Annotated in this window: 16 protein-coding genes; 13 read left to right on the top strand and 3 right to left on the bottom strand. The window is 30.7% G+C overall.

The window, feature by feature from the left end; all coding sequences use genetic code 11:
• The first annotated feature begins 224 nt into the window (after window positions 1-224).
• Window positions 225-6,008, top strand: coding sequence for a glycosyl hydrolase family 95 catalytic domain-containing protein (locus tag HMPREF0216_RS09285; RefSeq protein WP_005213788.1), 5,784 nt, complete (start codon window positions 225-227; stop codon window positions 6,006-6,008).
• 50 nt (window positions 6,009-6,058) lie between these two features.
• On the opposite strand, the gene HMPREF0216_RS17730 is transcribed toward HMPREF0216_RS09285, so the two are convergent.
• From HMPREF0216_RS17730 to HMPREF0216_RS09275, 3 genes are all read right to left on the bottom strand, one after another.
• A complete protein-coding gene (locus HMPREF0216_RS17730; RefSeq protein ID WP_005213787.1) occupies window positions 6,059-6,418 on the bottom strand; it encodes a phytoene desaturase family protein in 360 nt (119 codons plus the stop codon).
• A gap of 88 nt (window positions 6,419-6,506) precedes the next feature.
• Window positions 6,507-7,541 carry a phytoene desaturase family protein gene (locus HMPREF0216_RS09280; RefSeq protein ID WP_005213786.1) on the bottom strand — a complete coding sequence of 345 codons (1,035 nt, stop codon included), beginning with the start codon at window positions 7,539-7,541 and terminating at the stop codon, window positions 6,507-6,509.
• A gap of 22 nt (window positions 7,542-7,563) precedes the next feature.
• On the bottom strand, window positions 7,564-8,205 hold the full coding sequence (locus tag HMPREF0216_RS09275; protein ID WP_005213785.1) for an undecaprenyl diphosphate synthase family protein: 642 nt from the start codon (window positions 8,203-8,205) through the stop codon (window positions 7,564-7,566).
• Between the two features lie 340 nt (window positions 8,206-8,545).
• Between HMPREF0216_RS09275 and HMPREF0216_RS09270 the strand changes: the two genes are divergently transcribed.
• From HMPREF0216_RS09270 to HMPREF0216_RS09215, 12 genes are all read left to right on the top strand, one after another.
• Window positions 8,546-12,292, top strand: a complete 3,747-nt coding sequence (locus HMPREF0216_RS09270) for a phosphoribosylformylglycinamidine synthase (protein ID WP_005213784.1) — start codon at window positions 8,546-8,548, stop codon at window positions 12,290-12,292.
• Window positions 12,293-12,458: 166 nt separating this feature from the next.
• Window positions 12,459-12,938 carry a 5-(carboxyamino)imidazole ribonucleotide mutase gene (purE, locus tag HMPREF0216_RS09265; protein ID WP_040419586.1) on the top strand — a complete coding sequence of 160 codons (480 nt, stop codon included), beginning with the start codon at window positions 12,459-12,461 and terminating at the stop codon, window positions 12,936-12,938.
• Window positions 12,938-13,642 carry a phosphoribosylaminoimidazolesuccinocarboxamide synthase gene (gene purC, locus HMPREF0216_RS09260; RefSeq protein ID WP_005213782.1) on the top strand — a complete coding sequence of 235 codons (705 nt, stop codon included), beginning with the start codon at window positions 12,938-12,940 and terminating at the stop codon, window positions 13,640-13,642. The genes purE and purC overlap by 1 nt, the downstream gene beginning before the upstream one ends.
• Window positions 13,643-13,746: 104 nt before the next feature.
• Window positions 13,747-15,162, top strand: a complete 1,416-nt coding sequence (purF, locus tag HMPREF0216_RS09255; protein ID WP_005213781.1) for an amidophosphoribosyltransferase — start codon at window positions 13,747-13,749, stop codon at window positions 15,160-15,162.
• A gap of 10 nt (window positions 15,163-15,172) precedes the next feature.
• Window positions 15,173-16,174 carry a phosphoribosylformylglycinamidine cyclo-ligase gene (gene purM, locus HMPREF0216_RS09250; RefSeq protein ID WP_005213780.1) on the top strand — a complete coding sequence of 334 codons (1,002 nt, stop codon included), beginning with the start codon at window positions 15,173-15,175 and terminating at the stop codon, window positions 16,172-16,174.
• The gene (gene purN, locus HMPREF0216_RS09245; protein ID WP_005213779.1) at window positions 16,162-16,764 is read left to right on the top strand and encodes a phosphoribosylglycinamide formyltransferase; all 603 of its coding nucleotides are present in this window, start codon (window positions 16,162-16,164) and stop codon (window positions 16,762-16,764) included. The genes purM and purN overlap by 13 nt, the downstream gene beginning before the upstream one ends.
• Window positions 16,765-16,777: 13 nt before the next feature.
• Window positions 16,778-18,283, top strand: a complete 1,506-nt coding sequence (gene purH / locus HMPREF0216_RS09240; RefSeq protein ID WP_005213778.1) for a bifunctional phosphoribosylaminoimidazolecarboxamide formyltransferase/IMP cyclohydrolase — start codon at window positions 16,778-16,780, stop codon at window positions 18,281-18,283.
• 125 nt (window positions 18,284-18,408) lie between these two features.
• Window positions 18,409-19,647, top strand: coding sequence for a phosphoribosylamine--glycine ligase (purD, locus tag HMPREF0216_RS09235; protein ID WP_005213777.1), 1,239 nt, complete (start codon window positions 18,409-18,411; stop codon window positions 19,645-19,647).
• 598 nt (window positions 19,648-20,245) lie between these two features.
• Window positions 20,246-20,977: an SDR family NAD(P)-dependent oxidoreductase gene (locus HMPREF0216_RS09230; protein WP_242824720.1), complete on the top strand. Its 732-nt coding sequence runs from the start codon at window positions 20,246-20,248 to the stop codon at window positions 20,975-20,977.
• 81 nt (window positions 20,978-21,058) lie between these two features.
• On the top strand, window positions 21,059-22,039 hold the full coding sequence (locus HMPREF0216_RS09225; protein ID WP_040419605.1) for an AraC family transcriptional regulator: 981 nt from the start codon (window positions 21,059-21,061) through the stop codon (window positions 22,037-22,039).
• Between the two features lie 586 nt (window positions 22,040-22,625).
• On the top strand, window positions 22,626-23,351 hold the full coding sequence (locus tag HMPREF0216_RS09220) for a DUF421 domain-containing protein (RefSeq protein ID WP_005213774.1): 726 nt from the start codon (window positions 22,626-22,628) through the stop codon (window positions 23,349-23,351).
• Between the two features lie 211 nt (window positions 23,352-23,562).
• Window positions 23,563-23,640: zinc-ribbon domain containing protein (locus tag HMPREF0216_RS09215; RefSeq protein ID WP_040419604.1), on the top strand; the 78-nt coding region annotated here is incomplete at its 3' end.

The raw sequence follows: 23,640 nt of genomic DNA, 5'->3' as shown, positions 1-23,640 counted from the left end.
CCTTTAGGGTTACGTAGGATTTGTTGTCGTAAGTTTAGGCTTGCGGCAATTTTTTTTTTATATAAATATATTGGCAAAAAAAGTAACTAAATTGCTATTTTATTGACCTAAAAAGTTAAGTTTGATAATATGAAATTATCCAGGGAAAAATATATTTTTTTGAAAAAAACTGGATTGCAATTAGGTTAAAGGGGAAGCTAATTAAAAATAATGAGGAGGATAATATGGGAAAAAGAAGAAAAAAGATTTTGTCTGCAGTATTAGCAGGTACAATGGCAGTATCTTTATGCCAAACTGTTGTAGCTGATACAAATACTGAAGCCAATAAGAACTCACATTTTGATGAAAACGATTTGAGATTGTGGTACACAAAGCCTTCTTCACAAGGAGCAGCTGGGCTTACTGAAGATAATATGTGGCAAGAGTATACTTTACCTATTGGGAATGGAGATATTGGAGGGAATGTATACGGAGAAATAGTACATGAACGTATCACATTTAATGAAAAGACACTTTGGACAGGCGGTCCAAGTGACAAACGTCCTAATTATAATGGTGGTAACAAGGAATATGCTAATGATGGTATAACACCAATGTATGAAATTTTACAACAAGTTAGAGAAAATTTTGCACTTCATACAGATGAAGGTGATGCTACAGCTAGTTCTTTATGTAATCAATTAGTTGGTATTAGTGATGGATATGGAGCATATCAAGCTTGGGGAGAAATAAATTTAGATTTTATTGGAATTGACGAAAATAACGTAACAGATTATGTTCGTGATCTTAATTTAAGAAATGCTATTTCATCTGTAAATTATACTTATGGAGATACTGAATATATTAGAGAAAACTTCGTAAGTCATCCAGATGATGTTATGGTTATAAGAGTTGAGGCTAATGGTGAAAATAAACTTAATTTCGATGTAAGTTTCCCTTCAAAGCAAGGAGCAACAACTATAGTAGAAAATGATACTATTACATTAGAAGGTGAAGTATCAGACAATCAATTAAAATATAACTCACAATTAAAGATAGTAAGTGATGATGGTGAAGTTACAGAAGGTACTGATAAGTTAACAGTAGAAAATGCAACTTCAGCTACAATTTATATATCAGCAGCTACAGATTATAAAAATGATTATCCTGAGTATCGTACAGGAGAAACTGCTGAAGAATTAGATGCTAGAGTTGGAGATGTTATTGAAGCTTTAGATGGAAAATCTTATGAAGAGGTTAAAGCTGATCATATAGCTGATTATAAAAGTATATTTGATAGAGTTGATTTAGATTTAGGACAAGCTTTACCCAATATTCCAACAGATGAACTTTTAAGTGGATATGGAAACAACACAGTTTCTGAAGAAGCAAGAAGAGCTCTTGAAGTAATGTTCTTCCAATATGGAAGATATTTAACAATTGCTTCTTCAAGAGAAGATTCTCAACTTCCATCTAACTTACAAGGGGTGTGGAATAATAAAAATAACCCTGCTTGGAGTTCAGATTACCACATGAATGTAAATCTTCAAATGAATTATTGGCCAACTTATTCTACTAATATGGCTGAATGTGCTACTCCTTTAGTTGAGTATATTGATTCATTAAGAGAGCCAGGACGTGAAACAGCAAGAATTTATGCTGGAGTAGAAAGTGCTAAGGATGAAAATGGAGAATATATTGAAGCAAATGGATTTATGGCTCATACTCAAAATACTCCATTTGGATGGACTTGTCCAGGTTGGAGCTTTGACTGGGGATGGTCTCCAGCAGCAGTGCCATGGATATTACAAAATGTTTGGGAAATGTATGAATACACTGGTGATGTTGAATACATGAGAGATGTAATTTATCCAATGATGAAAGAAGAAGTAAATCTTTATGAAAATATGTTAGTATGGGATGAAGTACAACAAAGAATGGTTTCTTCACCAACATATTCTCCAGAACATGGACCAAGAACAGTTGGTAACACATACGAACAAACATTAATATGGCAATTATATGAAGATACAATTACAGCTGCAGAAACATTAGGTGTAGATGCAGATTTAGTTGTAGAGTGGAAAGATACTCAATCTAAATTAGATCCAATTCAAATTGGTGATGATGGTCAAATTAAAGAATGGTTTGAAGAAACTACTTTAAATAGTATTCCAAGTGAAGGATACGGACATAGACATATGTCTCATCTTTTAGGATTATTCCCAGGAGATTCTATTTCAGTTGAAACTCCAGAGCTTTTAGATGCTGCTTTAGTATCATTAAATAATAGAACAGATCAATCTACTGGATGGGGAATGGGACAAAGAATTAATTCTTGGGCTAGAGCAGGTGAAGGAAATAAAGCTTATGAATTATTAACTAAGCAATTAAAGAGAGTTGGAACAGGACAAGCTAACGGGGGAGGAACTTATTCTAACCTTTGGGATGCACATCCACCTTTCCAAATCGATGGTAACTTTGGAGCAACAGCAGGAATAGCTGAAATGTTAATGCAAAGTAATATGGGATATGTATACTTCTTACCAGCACTTCCAGATACATGGGCTGATGGTTCATATGATGGATTACTTGCAAGAGGAAACTTTGAAGTTGGTGCAAAATGGTCAAATGGAGTTGCATATGAATTAACTGTTAAATCTAACAATGGTGGAGAAGCAGTAGCTAAGTATGCTGGATTAAATCTTGCTAAAGTAACTAACTCTAAGGGAGAAAATATAGAGTTTACAGTTGTTGAAGAAGATAAGATTTCATTTAATACAGAAGTTGGTGAAACTTATACAATAACTGAAATTCCAGGAGCTGAAGAAAAGTTAGATGCACCTACAGGTTTAACTGCAGAAAGAATATTAGATAGTTCAGTAAATTTATCATGGGATGCAGTTGAAGGAGACAATGTTACTTATAATGTATATCGTCAAGTTAATAATGGTGATGTTGTACTAGTTGCAGAAAATATTTCAGAAGTTACTTTTGAAGATAATAATGCACAAGATATATTAGGTACATTTGCTTATAGCGTTTCAGCAGTAGTAAATGGAATAGAATCAAATATATCTTCAAGTGTATCAGTAAACGACTTAAGAAATATGTCTGGATATATTGATGATAGAGATGCGCGTATTTCTTATTCAGGTGAATGGGGTAACTGGAGTGAGTCTGTAAACTATGCTGGAACAATTAAATTTATTGAAAGTCCAGTTGGTGGAGAAACAGCTACTTTAACATTCGTTGGTACAGGAATAGAAGTAATTAGCTGTACTAATCACGATAGAGGTAAGTTTGAAATAATTATTGATGGAGTTAGCCAAGGTGAAGTTAGCACATATAGTGCTTCTACAGTAAGACAAAAGGTTGTATATTCTAATGAAAATTTAGAATATGGCAAGCATACAATTGTTGTTAAAGCAACAAATACAAAGGTTGATGCTGCAAGTAGAACTAAAGTTGAACTTGATGCATTTAAAGTATTAGATAATTCATCTGTTAAGCCAACATCAATATCAGTTGGAACTAAATCAGGAATAACAACTGTAGGTAAGGCTAATAGTGAAGTTCAAATGGTAGCAACAGTTCTTCCAAATGATGCTACTAATAAAGATGTTACATGGTCTGTAAATGATTCTACTATTGCAACTATTGATGAAAATGGAGTATTAACTACTGGTGAAGTTAATGGAACTGTTAGAGTTACAGCAACTTCAAAAGATGATGCTTCTATAAGTGGCTATGTTGATATAACAGTAGCTCTTGCAGAAGTAAATGTTAATGAAGTGATAGTTGAAGATGGATATATGGATAATACTAAAAATCCAGATATAACTTGGGGTGGAAACTGGTCAGTTTGGGCTGGTGAATCAGATAGACACCATGGTGGAACTAAAACAGAATCAAGTACAGGTGCTACAATTTCTTACACATTCACAGGAACTGGCATAGAAGTTTATGCTCAAAAACATGCAAACTTTGCAAGCTTTGATATATCAATTGATGGAAAAGCGCAAGGAAACTTCTCATTAGCAGGAAGTAGTACTGGAGATGACCAATCTTTAGTCGCAGCATTTAAAGATTTAGAAAATGGTGAACACACTATTTTAATGACAGCTGTAGCTCGTGATGGTAAAAATGCAGTTAACTTAGACTACTTCAAGGTATTAAAACCAGTAGATAGTGAAATTGTTAATAAATCAGAATTACAAAATGTAATTGAAGAACACAGCCACAAAGCTGAAGCTAACTATACAGCTGAAACATGGAGCGAATTTAAAAATGCTTATAATAATGCTGTAACTGTAATGAATAATGATGAAGCGACTGTTGAAGAAGTAGCAAATGCAGTAGCTACGCTTACTGAAAAAGCAAATGCTTTAGTTGCTCAAGAAGCGCAAGGGCCAGTTATTCCAGCAGGTTCAAAGGTTGAAGCTATTGGTGTTGAAAGCTCTACATTAGTTCTTACATGGCCAGTAATAGATGAAGCTGTAGTTTATGAAATCTATGAAGGTGATGTAAAGATTGGTGAAACAGTAAGCAATTACTACAGAGTTTCAAACTTAAATGAAAATACTGAATATACTTTTGTTGTTAAAGCTGTAAATGAAGCTGGGAGAGCAAGTGCTTTTGAAGCTGTTACTGCTATAACTACAGTAGGTGCAGATAAAGAAAGACCAAGTAATATTGAAGCTATTAACGTAAATGTTACATCTGAAACAACTGCAGAAGTTACATGGAGTGAAGCTACTGATAATGTTGCTGTAGTTGCATACAGAGTTTATTTAAATGGAGTTCTTCAAGGTGAAGTATCAGAATTAACTTATACTTTAGAAGAATTAAATAAAGATATTAATTATACTGTTAAAGTAATTGCTGTAGATGCAGCTGGAAATACTTCATTAGTACCAGCAAGCGTAAACTTCACAACATCAGATAATGGAGAAGAAGTTCCACCAACACCTGAAGTTGATAAATCAGTATTACAAGTTGTAGTTGATAATGCTAACACTTTAATTGAAAGTGAATATACTCAAGAAAGCTGGAGTAAGTTAACTACTGCTTTACAAGAAGCAAATAAAGTATTGGATAATGAAGAAGCAACTCAAGAAGAGGTTGATACTGCAAAATCTGCTTTAGAAGCAGCAATTGAAGCTTTAGTAGAAAAGCCAGTAACACCTCCAAGCAATGTAATTAAATTACATTTAGAAATAGCTGTAGAAACTGCTTTAGAAGTAACTGATGAAGAACTTTCTAATGTAGTGCCAGCAGTTGCAAATGAATTTAAAGCAGCACTTGCAGAAGCACAAGAAATTTTAGCAAATGATGAAGCAACTCAAGAAGAAGTAAATGCATCATTTGATAGATTAAGTAATGCAATGCAAATGTTAGAATTCAAGAAGGGCGATAAGACAGCTTTAATAACATTAATAGAAAGAATTAACGGATTAAATGAGTCAGAATATATAGCTTCAACTTGGAGCAAAATGCAAGATGCATTAACTATTGCAAATAATGTAATAGCAGATGAAAATGCAATGGAAGATGAAGTATCAGAAACTTATACAAGATTATTAAAATCATTCTTACAATTAAGATTAAAACCAAGTAAGGATAAGTTAGAAGAATTAATAAATAAAGCAGAAAGCTTAGATAGTAATAAATATACAGTTGCAAGCTTTAAAGCAGTTGAAAAAGCATTAGAAGAAGCAAATAAAGTATTTGCAAGTGAAGATGCAACTTCAGAAGAAATTGCAAAAGCTGAAGCTAATTTAAGAAATGCTATGAATTCATTACAATCAAATGCAGGAAATGAAAATAATAATTCAAGTAATGCAGAAAATAGTAATGGTTCAAATAATACATCAAATAATAGCACAGCAAACAATTCAGGAAATAGTGGAAGTACATCTAATAGTGGTAAATTACCACAAACAGGTGGAAGATCAGCTATGGCTGTTGGATTAGTTGGTGGAATATTAGCTGTTGCAGGTATAGTATTATTTAAAAGAAAAAGATAATTACTATTTATTAATTAAGATGTAGAAGGAGTTAGTTTTAACTCCTTCTATTAATTTTTTATTGAGTCAGCACATATTTTAGAAGATTTTAAAACCATTGATATTCCATTTCCAGGGTGGATAGAAGCACCAGTAAAATAAAGATTATGAATCTTAGGTATAGAGTATTGAGGTCTAAATATTAAGCTTTGATTTAAATTATGGCTAATACCAAAAGCTGATCCATAGTATGTATTATAAGTATTTTTAAAATCTTCAGGAGTAAGATAGGATTTATACACTATATGAGATTTAATATCTTCAAGGCCTTTTATGCCACATAAGATTTTAAATATGCTTTTTTCAATGTTTTTTATGGTCGATGTATTCCAAACTATATCTTTTGATAATAAGTTTGGTACTCTAACCATTACATTTATTGTTTCACAATTCTTAGGACAAAGTGAGTTATCTATTGAACTAGGACAATAAATATATAAGGATGGATCTTTAGATAGCTTATTGATAAAAAGGAGCCTCTAAATTTTTTTTAAAATCTTTATTTATGTATATGTTGTGTATATTAAGTACAGGATATTTTTTGTCTAATGCTAAGTATAGTATAAAAGTTGAACAGGAGTATTTAAAATTATTAATATCAGTTTTAAATGGTTCAATTTTTTTTGAACTAATAAGTTTTGACATAGCATAAGAATAATCAGTAGAACAAACTACTATATCAGAAAATTTAGTTCTATTTTTAACTTTAACTCCAACAGCTTTTTTATTATTAAATATTATTTCTTTTACAGCGGAGCTAGTATTAATGGATCCGCCTAAATCAAGAACTAACTTTTCTAAAGCTTTTACATAAGCATACATTCCACCTTGTATGTAATAAAGACCTTTGTATTGAGTTACAGCAGGAATTAAATTATATATATTAGGTGATGAATATGGGGATACACCTACATACATGCTTTGAAATAGACAATAATTTTTAAGTTTATTATTTTTTATATATTTACTACAATCTTTATAACAAGAGGTTAATGTATGAAGTTTTGAAGCTTTATTTAAAGTTAGTGGATTAAAAAAATCAAGATTATTTATAAAAGGTTTATTTAAAAAATATTTTTCAGAAAGTAAATATTTTTTATAATTAGAAGAAATAAAGTTAAAATAACCGTAGGTGCTAGCAATGTCATTATAGCTAATATTATCAATTGTTTTACAAAGCTGTGGCAATGATGTTTTGAAGTCGTAATAAGTACCATCATAGTAAAAAACTTTATATAAAGTATTTATAGGTTTAATAGTAAAATAGTCTTTAAAATTTTTATTGCAATCAGTAAACACTTGGATATAATCATTAGGCATCATTATTAAAGAGGCAGTTAAATCAAATCTAAAATCACCAAGAGTCAGAAAATTTGTTTTACCACCTATATGTTTGTTTTTTTCATAAATCTCTACATTAAATCCCTTATATAAAAGTCTAGCAGCTATAGATAATCCGCTTACTCCACCTCCTATTACAATAGCTTTTTTCATTTCAATCACATCCTTATTCTTATTATCCTCCTAATGTAACATCCTGATCAGAATACCAATCTAAGGCATCATAAAGGTGTTGAGGTATAAAATCTGGCCAATAATCATCTACTACATAGAAATCAGAATAAACAGATTGTATTGGTAAAAATCCACTTAGTCTGCGTCTGCCACCCCAACGAATAATTAAATCAATCCTAGATATATCTTCTGAATGAAGTGCTATATCAATAGGCTTTCTTTGTTTATGAGTAAGTCTAGATAAATTTAAATCCCATTCCCAGCCATAATTAACAAGAAAATTAACTTTGATTCCTCCTTTACCAAATACTCTTCTTTCAGTAAAAGGAAGGAGTTCTTTTGGAAAGCAAGGAGATTCTGTATTTCCAACTACTAATAATTCAGCATTTTCTTTAGATAAAAGATTTACAGCATCAATGCAAGCTTGAGTAAAGGCGTCTTTTTGAACTTTAGGTCTTTTTGTATTATCAGTGGTAAATCCGTAATATGTAATTTCTTTTATGCCTAGCTCATGACAAAGTTTAAAAAGAAAAAGACCAGGATTTATACCACACTTATATCCATTTTCTTTATTTAAGCCATTATTTTCTGCCCAACGTCTGTTACCATCAGGAATTATTCCAATATGATTTGGAATTTTCATTTAATACCACTCCCTATAAATATAGTTAAATAAATTCTTCTATATAGTATTGCTTATTTAATAGATATTAATACTAATTTATCCATTTTTAATAAAAATAAAAATATAAAATATTATTTAGAAAAATATAATTAAGGGATAAAAATCTATAGAAAATAATTTATACCGAAAAAAATAAATAATAATTAAAATAAAGTTCGGAATAGTGACGAAAAATAGAAATATAAAATGTAATAAATGTTGACAAAATAAAAAAGGATTGGTAAAATTTAATCAATACGAAATATTAAATAAAAAATATGAAAAATGTTCGTGTTTTTAAAAGGTGTGGAGGTATAAGATGTTAGGATTTAAATGCATTTTTGTAGAGAAGAAAGACGGTTTTAATGTTGAAGCAAAAAGTCTTATGGAAGATTTTAAAAGTAACCTTAGAATAGATAATCTTCAGGGTGTAAGAGTTATTAATAAGTATATATTGGGACAAATAAAAGAAGATTATTATAAAAAATCACTATATACCATATTTGCTGAAAAAACAGTAGACAATTTATATGAAGAAAATTTTCCGATAACTGATGATGAAGTAGCATTTGCTGTTGAATTTTTACCAGGTCAATACGATCAAAGAGCAGATTCAGCATCTGAATGTATTGGATTATTAACTGCTGAAGATAGGGTAGAAGTAAAGTCAGCTAAGGTAATAGTTCTAAAGGGAAATTTAACTGAAGAAGATGTAAATAAGATAAAAAGTTATTATATAAATCCAGTAGATTCAAGAGAAGTAACAATAGATAATATTGAACTTTCTTCAAAATTAGCAGAACCTAACGATGTAGAAATCCTTGAAGATTTTGTTGGCAAAAATAGAGCTCAATTAGAAGAATTCCATAAAGAGCTAGGACTTGCAATGAGTATTGATGATTTAGTAATGATAAGAGATTATTTCAAATCAGAAAACAAAATGCCAACAATTACAGAAATAAAAGTAATTGATACTTATTGGTCAGATCACTGTAGACATACAACATTTAGTACTGCAATTGAAGATGTAACAATTGAAATAGGTAAATTAAATAATGCAGTACAAAAATCATATGAAGCTTATTTAAAATCAAGAGATTTCGTTTATGGAGAAACTGATAGAGATGAAACATTAATGGATATAGCAGTTATTACTATGAAAGAAATGAGAAAAAGAGGGATGTTAGATGATTTAGACATTTCCGAGGAAATAAATGCTTGTTCAATAAAAGTTAACATAGAAACAGATAATGGGAATGAAGAATACTTAGTGATGTTTAAAAATGAAACACATAATCACCCAACTGAAATTGAACCTTTTGGTGGAGCGGCAACTTGTTTAGGGGGAGCTATAAGAGATCCACTTTCAGGTAGAACATATGTATATCAAGCTATGAGAGTTACTGGTGCAGCGGATCCTACAGTGCCAGTAGAAGAAACAATAAAAGGTAAGTTACCACAAAGAACTATTACATTAGGTGCAGCACATGGTTATAGTTCATATGGAAATCAAATTGGTTTAGCAACTGGACAAGTTTCGGAAGTATATCATCCAAATTATGTTGCTAAGAGAATGGAGGTTGGTGCAGTTATAGCAGCAGCACCAAAGGAAAATGTAGTTAGAGAAGAGCCAAATCCAGGAGATATAGTAATACTTTTAGGTGGTAGAACTGGTAGAGATGGGGTTGGTGGAGCAACAGGTTCATCAAAAGAACATACTGAAGATTCAATAAATGAATGCGGAGCAGAGGTTCAAAAGGGTAATGCACCAACAGAAAGAAAAATACAAAGATTATTTAGAAATGCAGAAGTTGCAAAGATGATAAAAAGATGTAACGACTTTGGTGCTGGTGGAGTATCAGTTGCAATTGGAGAATTAACAAGAGGACTAGATATTAACTTAGATAAGGTTCCTAAGAAGTATGAAGGTTTAGATGGAACTGAAATTGCAATTTCTGAATCACAAGAAAGAATGGCTGTAGTAGTAAATAAAGAAAATGCAGATAGATTTATAGAATTATCTAAAGTAGAAAACTTAGAAGCAGTTGTTGTTGCAGAGGTTACAGATACAGAAAGATTAAGAATGTATTGGAGAGGCAAAGAAATAGTTAATTTAAAAAGAAGTTTCTTAGATACAAATGGAGCAAGACAATCAACTAATATAGAAGTTAAATTACCAAGCGAATATCCTTTAACAGTTGGGGATGTAGATGTTAAAGAAGAATGGCTTAATAATTTAAAGAAGTTAAATGTAGCTTCACAAAAAGGATTAGTTGAAAGATTTGACTCAACTATAGGTTCAGGAACAGTTCTTATGCCATTTGGTGGTAAATATTCAAATACAGAGCAAGAAGCAATGGTAGCTAAAATTCCAGTATTAAATGGAGTATCTAAAGAGGCTAGCGTAATGAGCTATGGATTTAATCCAGATTTAGGAGTATGGAGTCCTTATCATATGGCATATTACTCAGTAATTGAAGCAGTTACAAAGCTTGCAGCAGTTGGGGGCGACTACAGAAAGGCAAGATTAACTCTTCAAGAATACTTTGAAAAACTAGGAAAAAATCCAGAAAGATGGGGTAAACCATTTGCAGCATTACTTGGTGCATACCAAGCTCAAATAGATTTAGGAATACCTGCAATTGGTGGTAAAGACTCAATGTCAGGAAGCTTTGGGGAGATAGATGTTCCTCCAACATTAGTGGCTTTTGCTGTTGGAGTTGAAAAAGCAAAGAATATAATTAGTGCAGAACTTAAAGAAGTAGGTTCGAAGCTAGTATTCTTAAAGGCAGAGAGAAATGAAGATTATACATTGAAAGTTGATGAATATAAGAAAAACTTAGAAAGGTTACATGAGCTAATTTTAGAAGGTAAAGTAATATCAGCAGCATCAGTTAAATTTGGTGGAGTTGCTGAAACACTTTCAAAGATGGCTTTTGGAAATAAAATTGGGGTTAAATTCTTTAATCTAGATAAGGAAGAACTTTTTGGATTAAACTATGGAAGTTTAGTTTTAGAAGTGAAGCAAGATGTAAATATAGATAAAGAATTTGAAGGATGCGCTTATAAGGCAATAGGATATGCAATAGAAGATGAGGCAATAATTTCAGAAGAATATGATTTAAATTTAAGTTTAACATCATTAGAAGAAGCTTATGAAGGTAAATTATCAAAAGTATTTAAGATTAAGACTGAATATAAGAATGAAAAAGTAGAAACAGTTTTATATAAAGAAGAAAATAGTAAGTCACCTATTATAAAGGTTGCTAAACCTAAGGTAGTAATTCCGGTATTCCCAGGAACAAACTGTGAATATGATTGTGAAAGAGCATTTAGAAATGCTGGTGCAGAAACAGAAACTTTAGTATTTAGAAATTATTCTAAGGATGCTTTTGTAGAATCAATTGAAAGATTAGAAAGGCAAATTAGAGAAAGTCAAATAATAATGTTACCAGGAGGATTCTCTGCAGGTGATGAACCAGACGGTTCAGGTAAATTTATATCAACAGTATTTAGGAATGAAAGAATTAAAGATGCTGTTATGGATTTATTAAAGAATAGAGATGGATTAATGTTAGGTATTTGTAATGGCTTCCAAGCATTAATCAAGTTAGGTTTAGTACCATATGGAGAAATTGTTGATATAGAAGAAGACATGGCAACATTAACTTATAACGAAATTAATAGACATATGAGTTCAATAATTCAAACTAAGGTTGTTTCTAGAAAATCACCATGGTTTAGTGGGGTAGAGCTTGGAGATATTCATAATGTAGCAATTTCTCATGGAGAAGGTAGATTTGTTGCTCCAGAAAAGCTATTAAAACAATTAATTAAAAATGGACAAGTAGCAACTCAATATGTTGATAATAAAGGAAATATAGCATTAAATATGCCATTCAATCCAAATGGTTCAATGCTTGGAATAGAAGGGATAACAAGTCCAGATGGTAGAGTGCTTGGAAAGATGGGTCACTCTGAAAGAATAGGGGATAACCTTTATAAGAATGTACCAGGAAGCTTTGATCAAAAGATTTTTGAATCAGGAGTTAAATACTTCAAGTAAATCTACAAATATTTGATTTAGCAAGATGAACTTACTTCGTAAAAGCGAAGTTACATTAGAAGCGAATAAATAAAAGTTAAATTTGCTTAAAGCAAGGTTAAGATAGTAAGAAATTAAGTGGAAAACTTAATTTCTTAACTACTTAACTAAAAAGGTGGAGGTTAGTATGAAAGTAGCAATATTTTTTGGGTCTAAATCTGATACTGAAATAATGAGAGGAGCAGCTAATTGCTTAAAGGAATTTGGTATTGAGTATAAAGCATTTGTTTTATCAGCACATAGAGTTCCAGAAAAATTAGAAGAAACTTTAAGAGAAGTTGAAGAACAAGGATGTGAAGTTGTAATTGCAGGAGCTGGACTTGCAGCACACTTACCAGGAGTAATAGCTTCACAAACAACAATGCCAGTTATAGGAGTTCCATGTAAAGAAGCAATTGAAGGATTAGATGCATTATTTTCAATAGTTCAAATGCCAAAATCTATTCCAGTTGCAACAGTTGGAATAAATAATGCTTATAATGCTGGAATGCTTGCAGTACAAATGCTTTCAGTTAATGATAAAGAATTAAAAGCTAAATTAGTTGAATATAGAAAAAATATGAAAGAAAAGTTTATTGCTGAAAATGGTGAAGGAGTGGAATTGTAATGGAAAAATTAGAAATGATGTACGAAGGTAAGGCAAAAAAAATATACGCTACAGACAAATCTGATGAAGTAGTAGTTTACTACAAAGATGATGCAACAGCTTTTAACGGAGAAAAGAAAGGCCAAATCGAAGACAAAGGTGTTTTAAATAATGCTATAACTTCAATGTTATTTGAAATGTTAAACAACAAAGGAGTTCCAACTCACTTTATTAAAAAGTTAAATGATAGAGAGCAATTATGTAATAAGGTTGAAATAGTACCACTAGAAGTTATCGTGAGAAATGTTGCGGCTGGTTCTATGGCTAAGAGATTAGGACTAGAAGAAGGAACGGAACTTAAAACTACAGTATTTGAATTATCATATAAAGATGACTCACTGGGAGATCCATTAATAAATGATTACCATGCAGTTGGTATTGGAGCAACAACTTTTGAAGAATTAGAAAAAATATATTCTTTAACAGCTAAAATTAACGATATTTTAAAAGAGATGTTCTTAAAATCTAACATTAGATTAATAGACTTCAAATTAGAGTTTGGTAGATATAACGGAGAAATAGTTTTAGCAGATGAAATTTCACCAGATACTTGCAGATTCTGGGATGCAACTACTGGAGAAAAATTAGACAAGGATAGATTTAGAAGAGATCTTGGAAATGTTAAAGATGCTTACGTTGAAATATTAAAGAGAATACAAGAATAGTTAGGAGGTAGAAGTTAGTAGTTAGGAGTTAATGAAAAATAAACTTAAACTGCTAACTTTAAACTACTAACTAAAAACTAATTTAATGGTGGGGGTTAAAAGTTATGAATCCAAAGTTAGATAATATAATAATGGATCCAAGTAATGATAAATTTAAGGATGAATGTGGAGTTTTTGGAGTTTACAGCAATAGAGAAATGGATGTAGCTTCAATGACATATTACGGATTATATGCACTTCAACATAGAGGGCAAGAAAGTGCCGGTATAGCTGTAGCGAATGGTGAAGAAGTAAATATTAAAAAGGGAATGGGACTTATTACAGAAGCTTTTTCTCAAGAGGATATAAATAGCTTAAAAGGTTTTGCAGCTATAGGACATGTTAGATATTCAACATCAGGTGATACAAGAATAGAAAATGCACAACCATTATTAAGCCAAACAAAGCTTGGTCCAATTGCTATGGCTCATAATGGAACATTAGTTAATGCCGATGTTATAAAAGAATTACTTGAAGATGGTGGCCATGTATTCCACACGTCAATTGACTCAGAAGTAATTGCTAATTTAATTGCAAGAGGTGCTAAAAAAGGTATTGAAAGAGCAGTATTAGATGCTATCCAAGCTGTTAGAGGATCATTTGCAATGGTTATATTAACAGAGAATAAACTTATAGGTGTAAGAGATCCACATGGAATTAGACCACTTTCATCAGGAAAAATAGAAGAAGGATATATATTAACATCTGAAAGTTGTGCATTAGATGCAATCGGAGCAGAACTTGTTAGAGATATTGATCCAGGGGAAATTGTTGTAATTGATGAAAATGGAATTAAATCATATAGATATTCTGAAAATACACAATGTCAAACTTGTGCTTTTGAATATATATATTTTGCAAGGCCAGATTCTATAATAGATGGATTGGATGTTCACGAATCAAGAGTAAGAGCAGGTGAGCAATTATATAGAGAAAATCAAATAGATGCAGATGTAGTAGTTGCAGTACCAGATTCAGGAATACCAGCAGCTATAGGATATGCTAAAGCATCAGGAATTCCTTACGATACTGGATTTGTTAAAAATAGATATGTAGGAAGAACATTTATAACTCCTTCTCAAGAAGTGAGAGAAAGAGCAGTAGCTGTTAAATTAAATCCTTTAAAAGTAAATGTCAAAGATAGAAGAGTTATTCTTATAGATGATTCAATAGTAAGAGGAACTACTTCAAAACATTTAGTAGATTCACTTAGAAGAGCTGGAGCAAAAGAAGTTCACTTCTTAGTTGCATCACCAGTAGTTCAATACCCATGTTATTTTGGAATTGATACTCCTTATAGAAAAGAACTTATAGGAGCCAACCATTCTTTAGAAGAAATAAGAGAAATAATTGGTTGTGATTCTTTAGGGTATTTATCTATGGAAGGTATGTATAAGTGCTTTAATGCAAACCAAGGATATTGTGTAGGATGTTTTAATGGAGTATATCCTGTTGCAACACCAATAGAAACTGAAAGGTAGGTAATTTACAATGATAACTTATAAAGACGCAGGAGTTAATATAGAAGAAGGTTACAAATCAGTAAAGCTTATAAAAGAATATGCACAAAGAACAATGAGCGAATATGTTTTAAATGGACTTGGAAGTTTTGCTGGAATGGTTGAATTACCAGAAGGTTATAAGAAACCAGTTTTAGTTTCAGGTACAGATGGTGTTGGAACTAAGCTTGAATTAGCATTCAAAACTAAGAAATATGATACAGTTGGAATTGACTGTGTAGCTATGTGTGTAAATGATATTTTATGTCATGGAGCTAAGCCATTATTCTTCTTAGATTATATAGCTTGTGGAAAGCTAGAAGCAGAAGTTGCTGCAGATTTAGTTAAAGGTGTTTCAGATGGATGTGTAATGTCAGATTGTGCTTTAGTTGGTGGAGAAACTGCTGAAATGCCTGGATTTTATAAAGAAGGGGAATACGATATTGCAGGGTTTGCAGTAGGAATTGTTGATAAAGATAAAATAATAAACGGAAAAAATATTAAACCGGGAGATAAGCTAATTGGTATTGCTTCATCAGGAGTACATTCAAATGGGTTCTCTTTAGTTAGAAAATTATATACAGACTTAAATGAAGAATTTAATGGAGAAGAAGTTTGGAAGACATTAATAACTCCAACAAAGATATATGTTAAACCAATATTAAGATTAATTGAAAAGTTTGATATTAAGGGGATGTCTCATATAACAGGTGGAGGATTTATTGAAAATGTTCCAAGAATGTTTAATGGATCTGAATTAACTGCTGAAATAAGAAAGGACAGCTATCCATTACCATCAATATTTGAAGATATGATTAACAAAGGTGTAAATAGAGATCATATGTATAACACATTTAATATGGGAATTGGTTTTGTATTATGCGTTGATGAAAAAGATGTTGATGCTGTTATTAAAGAACTTATTGAATTAGGTGAAAAAGCTTATGAAATTGGTGTTGTAACAGCTGGAGGTGAAGGAGTTTGCTTAAAGTAGCAGTACTTGTATCTGGTGGAGGATCAAACCTCCAATCAATTTTAGATTATGGACAAGATTCTTTTAAGGTTGAAATGGTTATTGGAAGTAAAGATGGCATTTATGGGTTAGAAAGAGCTAAAAATGCAGGGATTCCTATACATGTTGTTTCAAGAAAAGAGTATGGAAATGAAACTTCTAATAAAATATTAGAATTAACAAAAGGAAAAGTTGATTTAATAGTTTTAGCTGGATATCTTTCAATATTAGATGGGGAAATATTGAAAGAATTTAAAGATAAGATAATTAATATCCATCCATCACTTATACCAAGTTTTTGTGGGGATAAGATGTATGGAATGCATGTACACAATGCAGTAAGAAAGTCAGGAGTTAAATTTACAGGATGTACAGTTCACTTTGTTAATGAAGAAGTTGATGGGGGATCAATAATTCTTCAAGAAGTAGTACCAGTATATTTTAAAGATACTGCAGAAGATATACAAAAGAGAGTTTTGGTGGAAGAACATAAATTATTACCTAGAGCTATTGATTTATTTAGCAGAGGTAAGATTGAGATTATAGATGGTAGAGTAAATATTTTAAAATAGGGAGGATTTTTACATGATTAAAAGAGCATTAATTAGTGTATTTGATAAGACTGGAATTTTAGATTTCTCAAAGTTTTTAGCAGAGCAAGGTGTTGAAGTTATTTCAACAGGAGGAACTTATAAGCACTTAAAGGAAAATGGAGTTGCTGTAACAGAAGTTAATGAAGTTACTAACTTTCCAGAAATGCTAGATGGAAGAGTTAAAACTCTTCACCCAATTATTCATGCAGGAATACTTGCTATAAGAGGAAATGCTGAGCATATGAATACTATAAAAGAAAGAAATATTGAAACTATAGATATGGTTATAGTTAATTTATATCCTTTCTTTGAAAAAGTAAGAGAAGATTTAAGTTTTGAAGAAAAAGTTGAATTTATAGATATTGGTGGTCCAACAATGTTAAGAGCAGCAGCTAAGAACTTCCAAGATGTTGTTGTTATAAGTGATGTTTCTGATTACGAAGCTGTAATGGCAGAAATTAAAGAAACAGGAGATGTTAGCTATAAGTTAAGAAAGAAGTTAGCTGGTAAAGTATTTAATTTAATGAGTGCATATGATGCAGCAATTTCTAACTTTATGTTAGCTGATGAAGAAGAATATCCAGAATATCTTTCAGTTTCATATAAGAAAAAGCAAAGCTTAAGATACGGTGAAAATCCACATCAAAGTGCTGCATACTATGTTTCAAATGAATTTGATGGTGGTATGAATGACTTTGAAGTATTAAATGGTAAAGAACTTTCTTATAATAATATAAAGGATTTAGATATTGCTTGGAAAGTTGCTAATGAATTTGAAGAAACAGCTTGTTGTGCATTAAAACATAATACTCCATGTGGTGTTGCAATAGGTGAAACTGCTTTAGAAGCTTACACTAAAGCACATGACGTAGATCCAACTTCTATCTTTGGTGGAATAGTTGCTATCAATAAGAAAATTGATAAAGCTACAGCAGAAGAAATGGTAAAAATATTCTTAGAAGTAGTTGCAGCTCCAGAGTTTGATGAAGATGCATTAGAAGTTTTAAGAACTAAGAAGAACTTAAGAGTAATTAGATGCAACGTTAAGCCATGTGATAAGAAATTCATGGTAACAGTTGATGGAGGAATTTTAGTACAAGAAGAAGATACTAAGCTTTTAGAAGAATTAAAGGTTGTTACAGAAAAAGCGCCAACTGAAGAAGAAATGAGAGATTTGGTATTTGGTATGAAAGTAGTTAAATACGTTAAATCAAATGCTATAGTTACAGTTAAAGATGGTGTTGCTGTAGGAATCGGTGGAGGACAAGTTAATAGAATTTGGCCAACAATGGATGCTTTAAGAAGAGGTGAAGGGGCAACAATACTAGCTTCAGATGCATTCTTCCCATTCAGAGATATAGTTGATGAATGTTCTAAGCATGGAATTAAAGCAATAATTCAACCAGGTGGTTCAATGAGAGACCAAGAATCAATTGATGCTTGTAACGAACATGGAATAGCAATGGTATTCACAGGAATAAGACACTTCAAACACTAGAAAAAAACTGCCTCAGGGGTCAGACCAATTATTAACAGTTGGTGATTTTTGAGGCAGTTACTTGTATAGAGATATATTGTAAAAAAATGGAGTGACCCTGCGGGCGGATAGAAGGAGGATTTTGTATGAAAGTATTATTAGTTGGTTCTGGTGGAAGAGAGCATGCTATTGCTTGGAAATTAGCTAAGAGTGAAAGAGTTAGTAAGATATTTGTAGCACCTGGTAATGGTGGAACTGCAATTGAAAATAAATGTGAAAATGTTAATATCACTGATATAGATGAATTAGTGGTATTTGCAAGAGAAAATAATATAGAGTTAACTTTTGTTGGACCAGAAGATCCACTAACAAAAGGTATAACAGATAAATTTAAAGCTGCAGGATTGAGATGTTTTGGTCCTGATAGCAAGGGAGCTCAATTAGAAGGAAGTAAAGCTTTCTCTAAGGATTTCATGAAGAAGTATGGAGTTAAAACTGCTCAATATGGAACTTTCACAGAATGTGATGAAGCTAAAGGTTATTTAGAAAACTGTGAATATCCAATAGTTATTAAAGCTGATGGATTAGCAGCTGGTAAAGGTGTTGTAATTGCAGAAACTAAAGAAGAAGCTATGAAAACTATTGATGATTTTATGATTTCAGATATATTTAAGGGAGCTGGACAAAAAGTTGTTATTGAAGAATTCCTTGAAGGTGTAGAAGCTTCAATTCTTTCAATTACTGATGGTAAAACTTTAATACCTTTTATTTCAGGAAAAGACCATAAGCAAATCTTTGATGGAGATAAAGGACCAAATACTGGAGGTATGGGAGTTTTAGCACCAAACCCATTTGTTACTGAAGATGTAATGAAGGATTTTGAAGAAAACATAGTAGCTAATACTTTAAAAGGAATTCAAGAAGAAGGCTTTGATTTTAAAGGAATTATATTCTTTGGATTAATGATAACAAAGAAGGGAACTTACCTTTTAGAATATAATGTAAGAATGGGAGATCCAGAAACACAATCAGTATTAACTTTAATGGAAAGTGATTTAGTAGATTTAGTAGAAGCAGCTTTAGAGGGCAGATTACATGAAGTAGAAGTTAAATGGTATGATGGAGCTTGTGTTAATGTGGTTTTAGCTTCTAAGGGATATCCAGGAACTTTTGAAAAAGGATTTGAAATAACTATTGATGAAAGTATTAAGGATAAAGTGTTCTTAGCTGGAGCTCAATTAGTTGATGGAGTTTTAAGAACTAGTGGTGGAAGAGTTTTATCTGTTGTTGGAAGAGGTAGAAGTATTCAGGAAGCTAGAGAAGAAGCTTATAAGTTAACTGAAATGGTTAATTTTGAAGGAAAATATTTTAGAAGAGATATATAATATATGTGAAAAAACACCATCAGTATAAATACTGATGGTGTTTTTTGTATTTAAAAAACCACTTGCTATGCAAGTGTGTTCAATTAGCTTAAGCGGTAAGTATGGAAAAAACTCCTTTTGTCAATATTAAAGTAGATTTCGTAGGCCAACTTTAATAGCCAAAAGTAGGACAGCATTATGAAAAATATGATATATAAAAGAAAAATAGTTTATAAGTGATAGAAAAGCATAAATATAAATAATATATTTTTTACTATACATTTAGCTGAGAATTTAATAGTATGTGATTTTAATGAAGAGGTATCGAAAATAAGGATATAATATTTATTAAAAAAATTGTACATGTATTTTAGAAACTAAAACAATATAATTCTTAAGGGAATCTGTATAGTACCTTAAGAATTATATAATAAATTGATTTTTATATAAATGTTTATATTAAGAAAAGAGAAAATTACTAGAATTTTATTTTTAAATATAAGATGAAATGTGGCATAAGCTAATGATAATTTGGCGCATAATGATGTTCATATTAAAATGCTGTTTGGTTATATTATTACTATCAGTTAAATGCAAAGTAGGAAAGGGGAATGTTATTATGAAAAATAAAGTAGCATTAATTACAGGATCTTACGGAGGTCTTGGAACTTGTTTTGCTAATATTCATGCATCTAAGGGTGGAGAACTAATTCTGGTAGGAAGAAATCAATCAAAACTGGATAGGCAAAAGAAAGAAATTGAAAAGAAATATGAAGTTATAGTACATACAATAGCAGTGGATCTATCTAAGTTAGATGCGGCAGAAAAAATATATAATACATGTAGAGAAAATGGATGGACAGTTGATTATTTAATAAATAATGCTGGTTTTGGTGGACAAGGTGATTTTACAAGGGATAGAAGTATGTCACAGGATATGTCTATGATAGCAGTAAATATTGAAGCACCAACAAGACTTTGTAAGTTGTTTCTTCCTGACTTTGTTAAGCGTGGTAGTGGTAAAGTATTGAATGTATCTTCTACAGCAGCAATAATCCCAGGACCGCTACAAGCTGTTTATTATGGAACAAAGTCATATGTTACAAGTTGGTCTAATTCACTTTGGAGAGAATTAAAGGGAACTGGAGTTACTGTTACAGCATTAATGCCAGGAGCGATGGAAACAGGATTTGCTAAAACAGGAGGATTACAAGATACAAAATTATTTTCTAATGCTGTTTCTCCTGATACTGTTGCAAGAGATGGTTATAATGGAATGTTATCTGGTAAGTTAAATGTAATATCAGGATTACCAGGATGGCAAAAAATATTTATGTCTCTGCACCAATAATGCCTAAAAAAGCAATGCTAGATTTTGTATATAGTCAACAGATTGCAGGAAGTGCAAAAAAATAATATTGGATGTGATATTTTGAGAAGGTTTATACTGGAGGGAAAATATGTTGATTTATTTAAACATTACGGAATTAACATGGAAGAAGTATTAAGAAAAGCAGAATTACCAGAAGATTTATTTAGTAAAAAGTCCAGTACTATGTTACAGAAAGAGTATTTTAAGTTTATGGAGGTAGTGGGTGGTTTTATTGAAAATTCAGAAGTGCCAGTTAAGATGGCAAGTATGGATAATATTGAATGTTTTTCACCACCTATCTTTGCAGCTTATTGCAGTAAGAATGGAGTTAGATGTTTAGAACGACTTTCAAAGTATAAGAAACTAATTGGTCCAATGGTAATGCTTTTAATAGAAAAGGATGGTATTATGTCTGTTGAATATACAACAGAGGATGGAAATTATGAGTTACCACAGTTCCTTGTGGAAACAGAGTTTGTTTTCTTGACTGAAATTATTAGAAGAGCCACAAATGAAGTAATAATACCAGCAAAGGTAGAAATGAGAATACCAGTTAAAACAAAAGCTTTTGAATCGTTTTTAGGTATAAGTGTAGAAAAAGGAGAAAGAAACATAATATCATACCATATGGAGGATCTTCAAAAACCTTTTATTAGTTACGATGAATCTATGTGGAATTATTTTAAACCGGAGCTATCCAAAAGATTATCAGAGCTTGATGTGGATACTTCTATGGGAGCACGTGTAAGGACTGCATTAACGGAGCTTCTACCTGGAGGAATGTTTGGAATAGATGATGTAGCTTTAAAACTTGGAGTTTCAAAGCGGACATTACAACGTAAGCTTTCAGATGAGGGTACAACTTTTCAAAAACAGTTAAATAATACACGTGAAATGTTAGCTATTAACTATATAAATAACACTGATATGTCAACAAGTGATATAGCATATTTACTTGGATATCAGGAGCTAAATTCTTTTCTTAGGGCATTTACAGTATGGACAGGGAAAAGTATGAGTGAATACAAGAAATTGTTATAAGCATAATTATGTAGAATATATACACAAGAATAAAATAAAAAAATATTCTGATTTGCCTAATATACCATTTTAGTTGTTTGGGCAGTTGATAGCATTAAAGTTATTTAATAAAAAACAGTAGTTTCCAATTACGAGTTGGGGCTACTATTTTTTTTGATATTTTATCAAGAAGTAAAACTATAAATTTTAATAATACTATTAAGAATATGCTTGCTGTAAATAGTATTATCAAACTTTAATTATTTACATTTCATTTTTAGAAACAAATGTAAATTATACAGTACAATCTGGTTTAAAGTTTAAATAATTTTTATAAAGTATTTGACAATTAGTGTTTATACTAAAAAGATTAAAAAATTTTAATTTTTACTAATATTATATCAATTTAAATTATTATACAAAAAACAATTAAAAATGCTGTAGTTAAATAAATATTATATTAAGAAAAAGCTCACTTATCACTTAATACTGATACTGAGAACCACATCATAAGTAAATGAGGTTTTAATTTACGAGGTTATTATGAATAAAATTAATTTACTTACTTAAAATATAACTATATTTTAGATAAGGAGATTAATTTTAAATGTATAGTACTATATTATTAAGCACAATAATTAAATGTATTTTAATATATATTTTAGCACTGATTCTTAGTAAATTAATTGGTATTAAAATTATTTTACAAATGAATTTTTTTGATTTTGCAATGAGTGTTTCTATGGGATCAATGATTGCTAAAATTATAATTGATAAAGATCATGTAGTTTTTTCGGGAATTATAGCATTAATAATTTTTACATTGTTAACTATAGTAACTAGTTATTTAAATTTAAAAAGTTATACAGCTAGAAGAATAATAAATGCTAAGACTTTGATATTAATAGAAAATGGACGTATTATTGATAAAAATATGAAAAGACTTAGGATTACAATAAATGAGCTTATAATGAAGTTAAGAGAAAAGGATGTTTTTAGTTTAGAGGATGTACAATTTGCAATTATGGAGAGTAGTGGTCAATTATCGGTTTTAATAAAATCTAATAAGAAGCCAATAACTCCATATGATATGGATTTAAAGGTAAAGAGTTTTTCTTTAATAAATGATATTATAATTGATGGAAAAATAATAGATAAGAATCTTGAAATAGCAGGTATAGATAAAAGTTGGTTACAGTCTGAACTTAAAAGAAAAAATATAAAAAATATTGAAGATGTTTTTTATGCTGGTGTAGATAAAAATAAAAAGCTTATTATTTCAGAAAAGTATCCTAATGATTTTAATTCAGAAAATAAATTTGGGATTGAATAAAGGTTAATAATGTGCGATTATGGAAAAAAATGTATCAATTTAAAAATATTTATAAAAATAATCTTAAAAAGGTTGTAATTAAATAAATACTATGTTATTATAAGAGAGTAGCAAAGTTGCTAACAAAGAAAGTTTCATTTAGGTAAATAGTTTCTCAAAAATTAGAGATTATTATATCAATTTAGAATCTTTAATTTTAGGAGGAATATTTATGACAGATAAGACAATAACATGCAGAGATTGCGGAAGCGAATTCATATTTTCAGTAGGAGAACAAGAATTCTACAAA

It is taken from the genome of Clostridium celatum DSM 1785, from assembly GCF_000320405.1.
GTDB lineage: Bacteria > Bacillota > Clostridia > Clostridiales > Clostridiaceae > Clostridium > Clostridium celatum.
The sequence above is the reverse complement of the archived record's forward strand: the minus strand, read 5'-3'. Positions and strand labels throughout refer to the sequence as shown.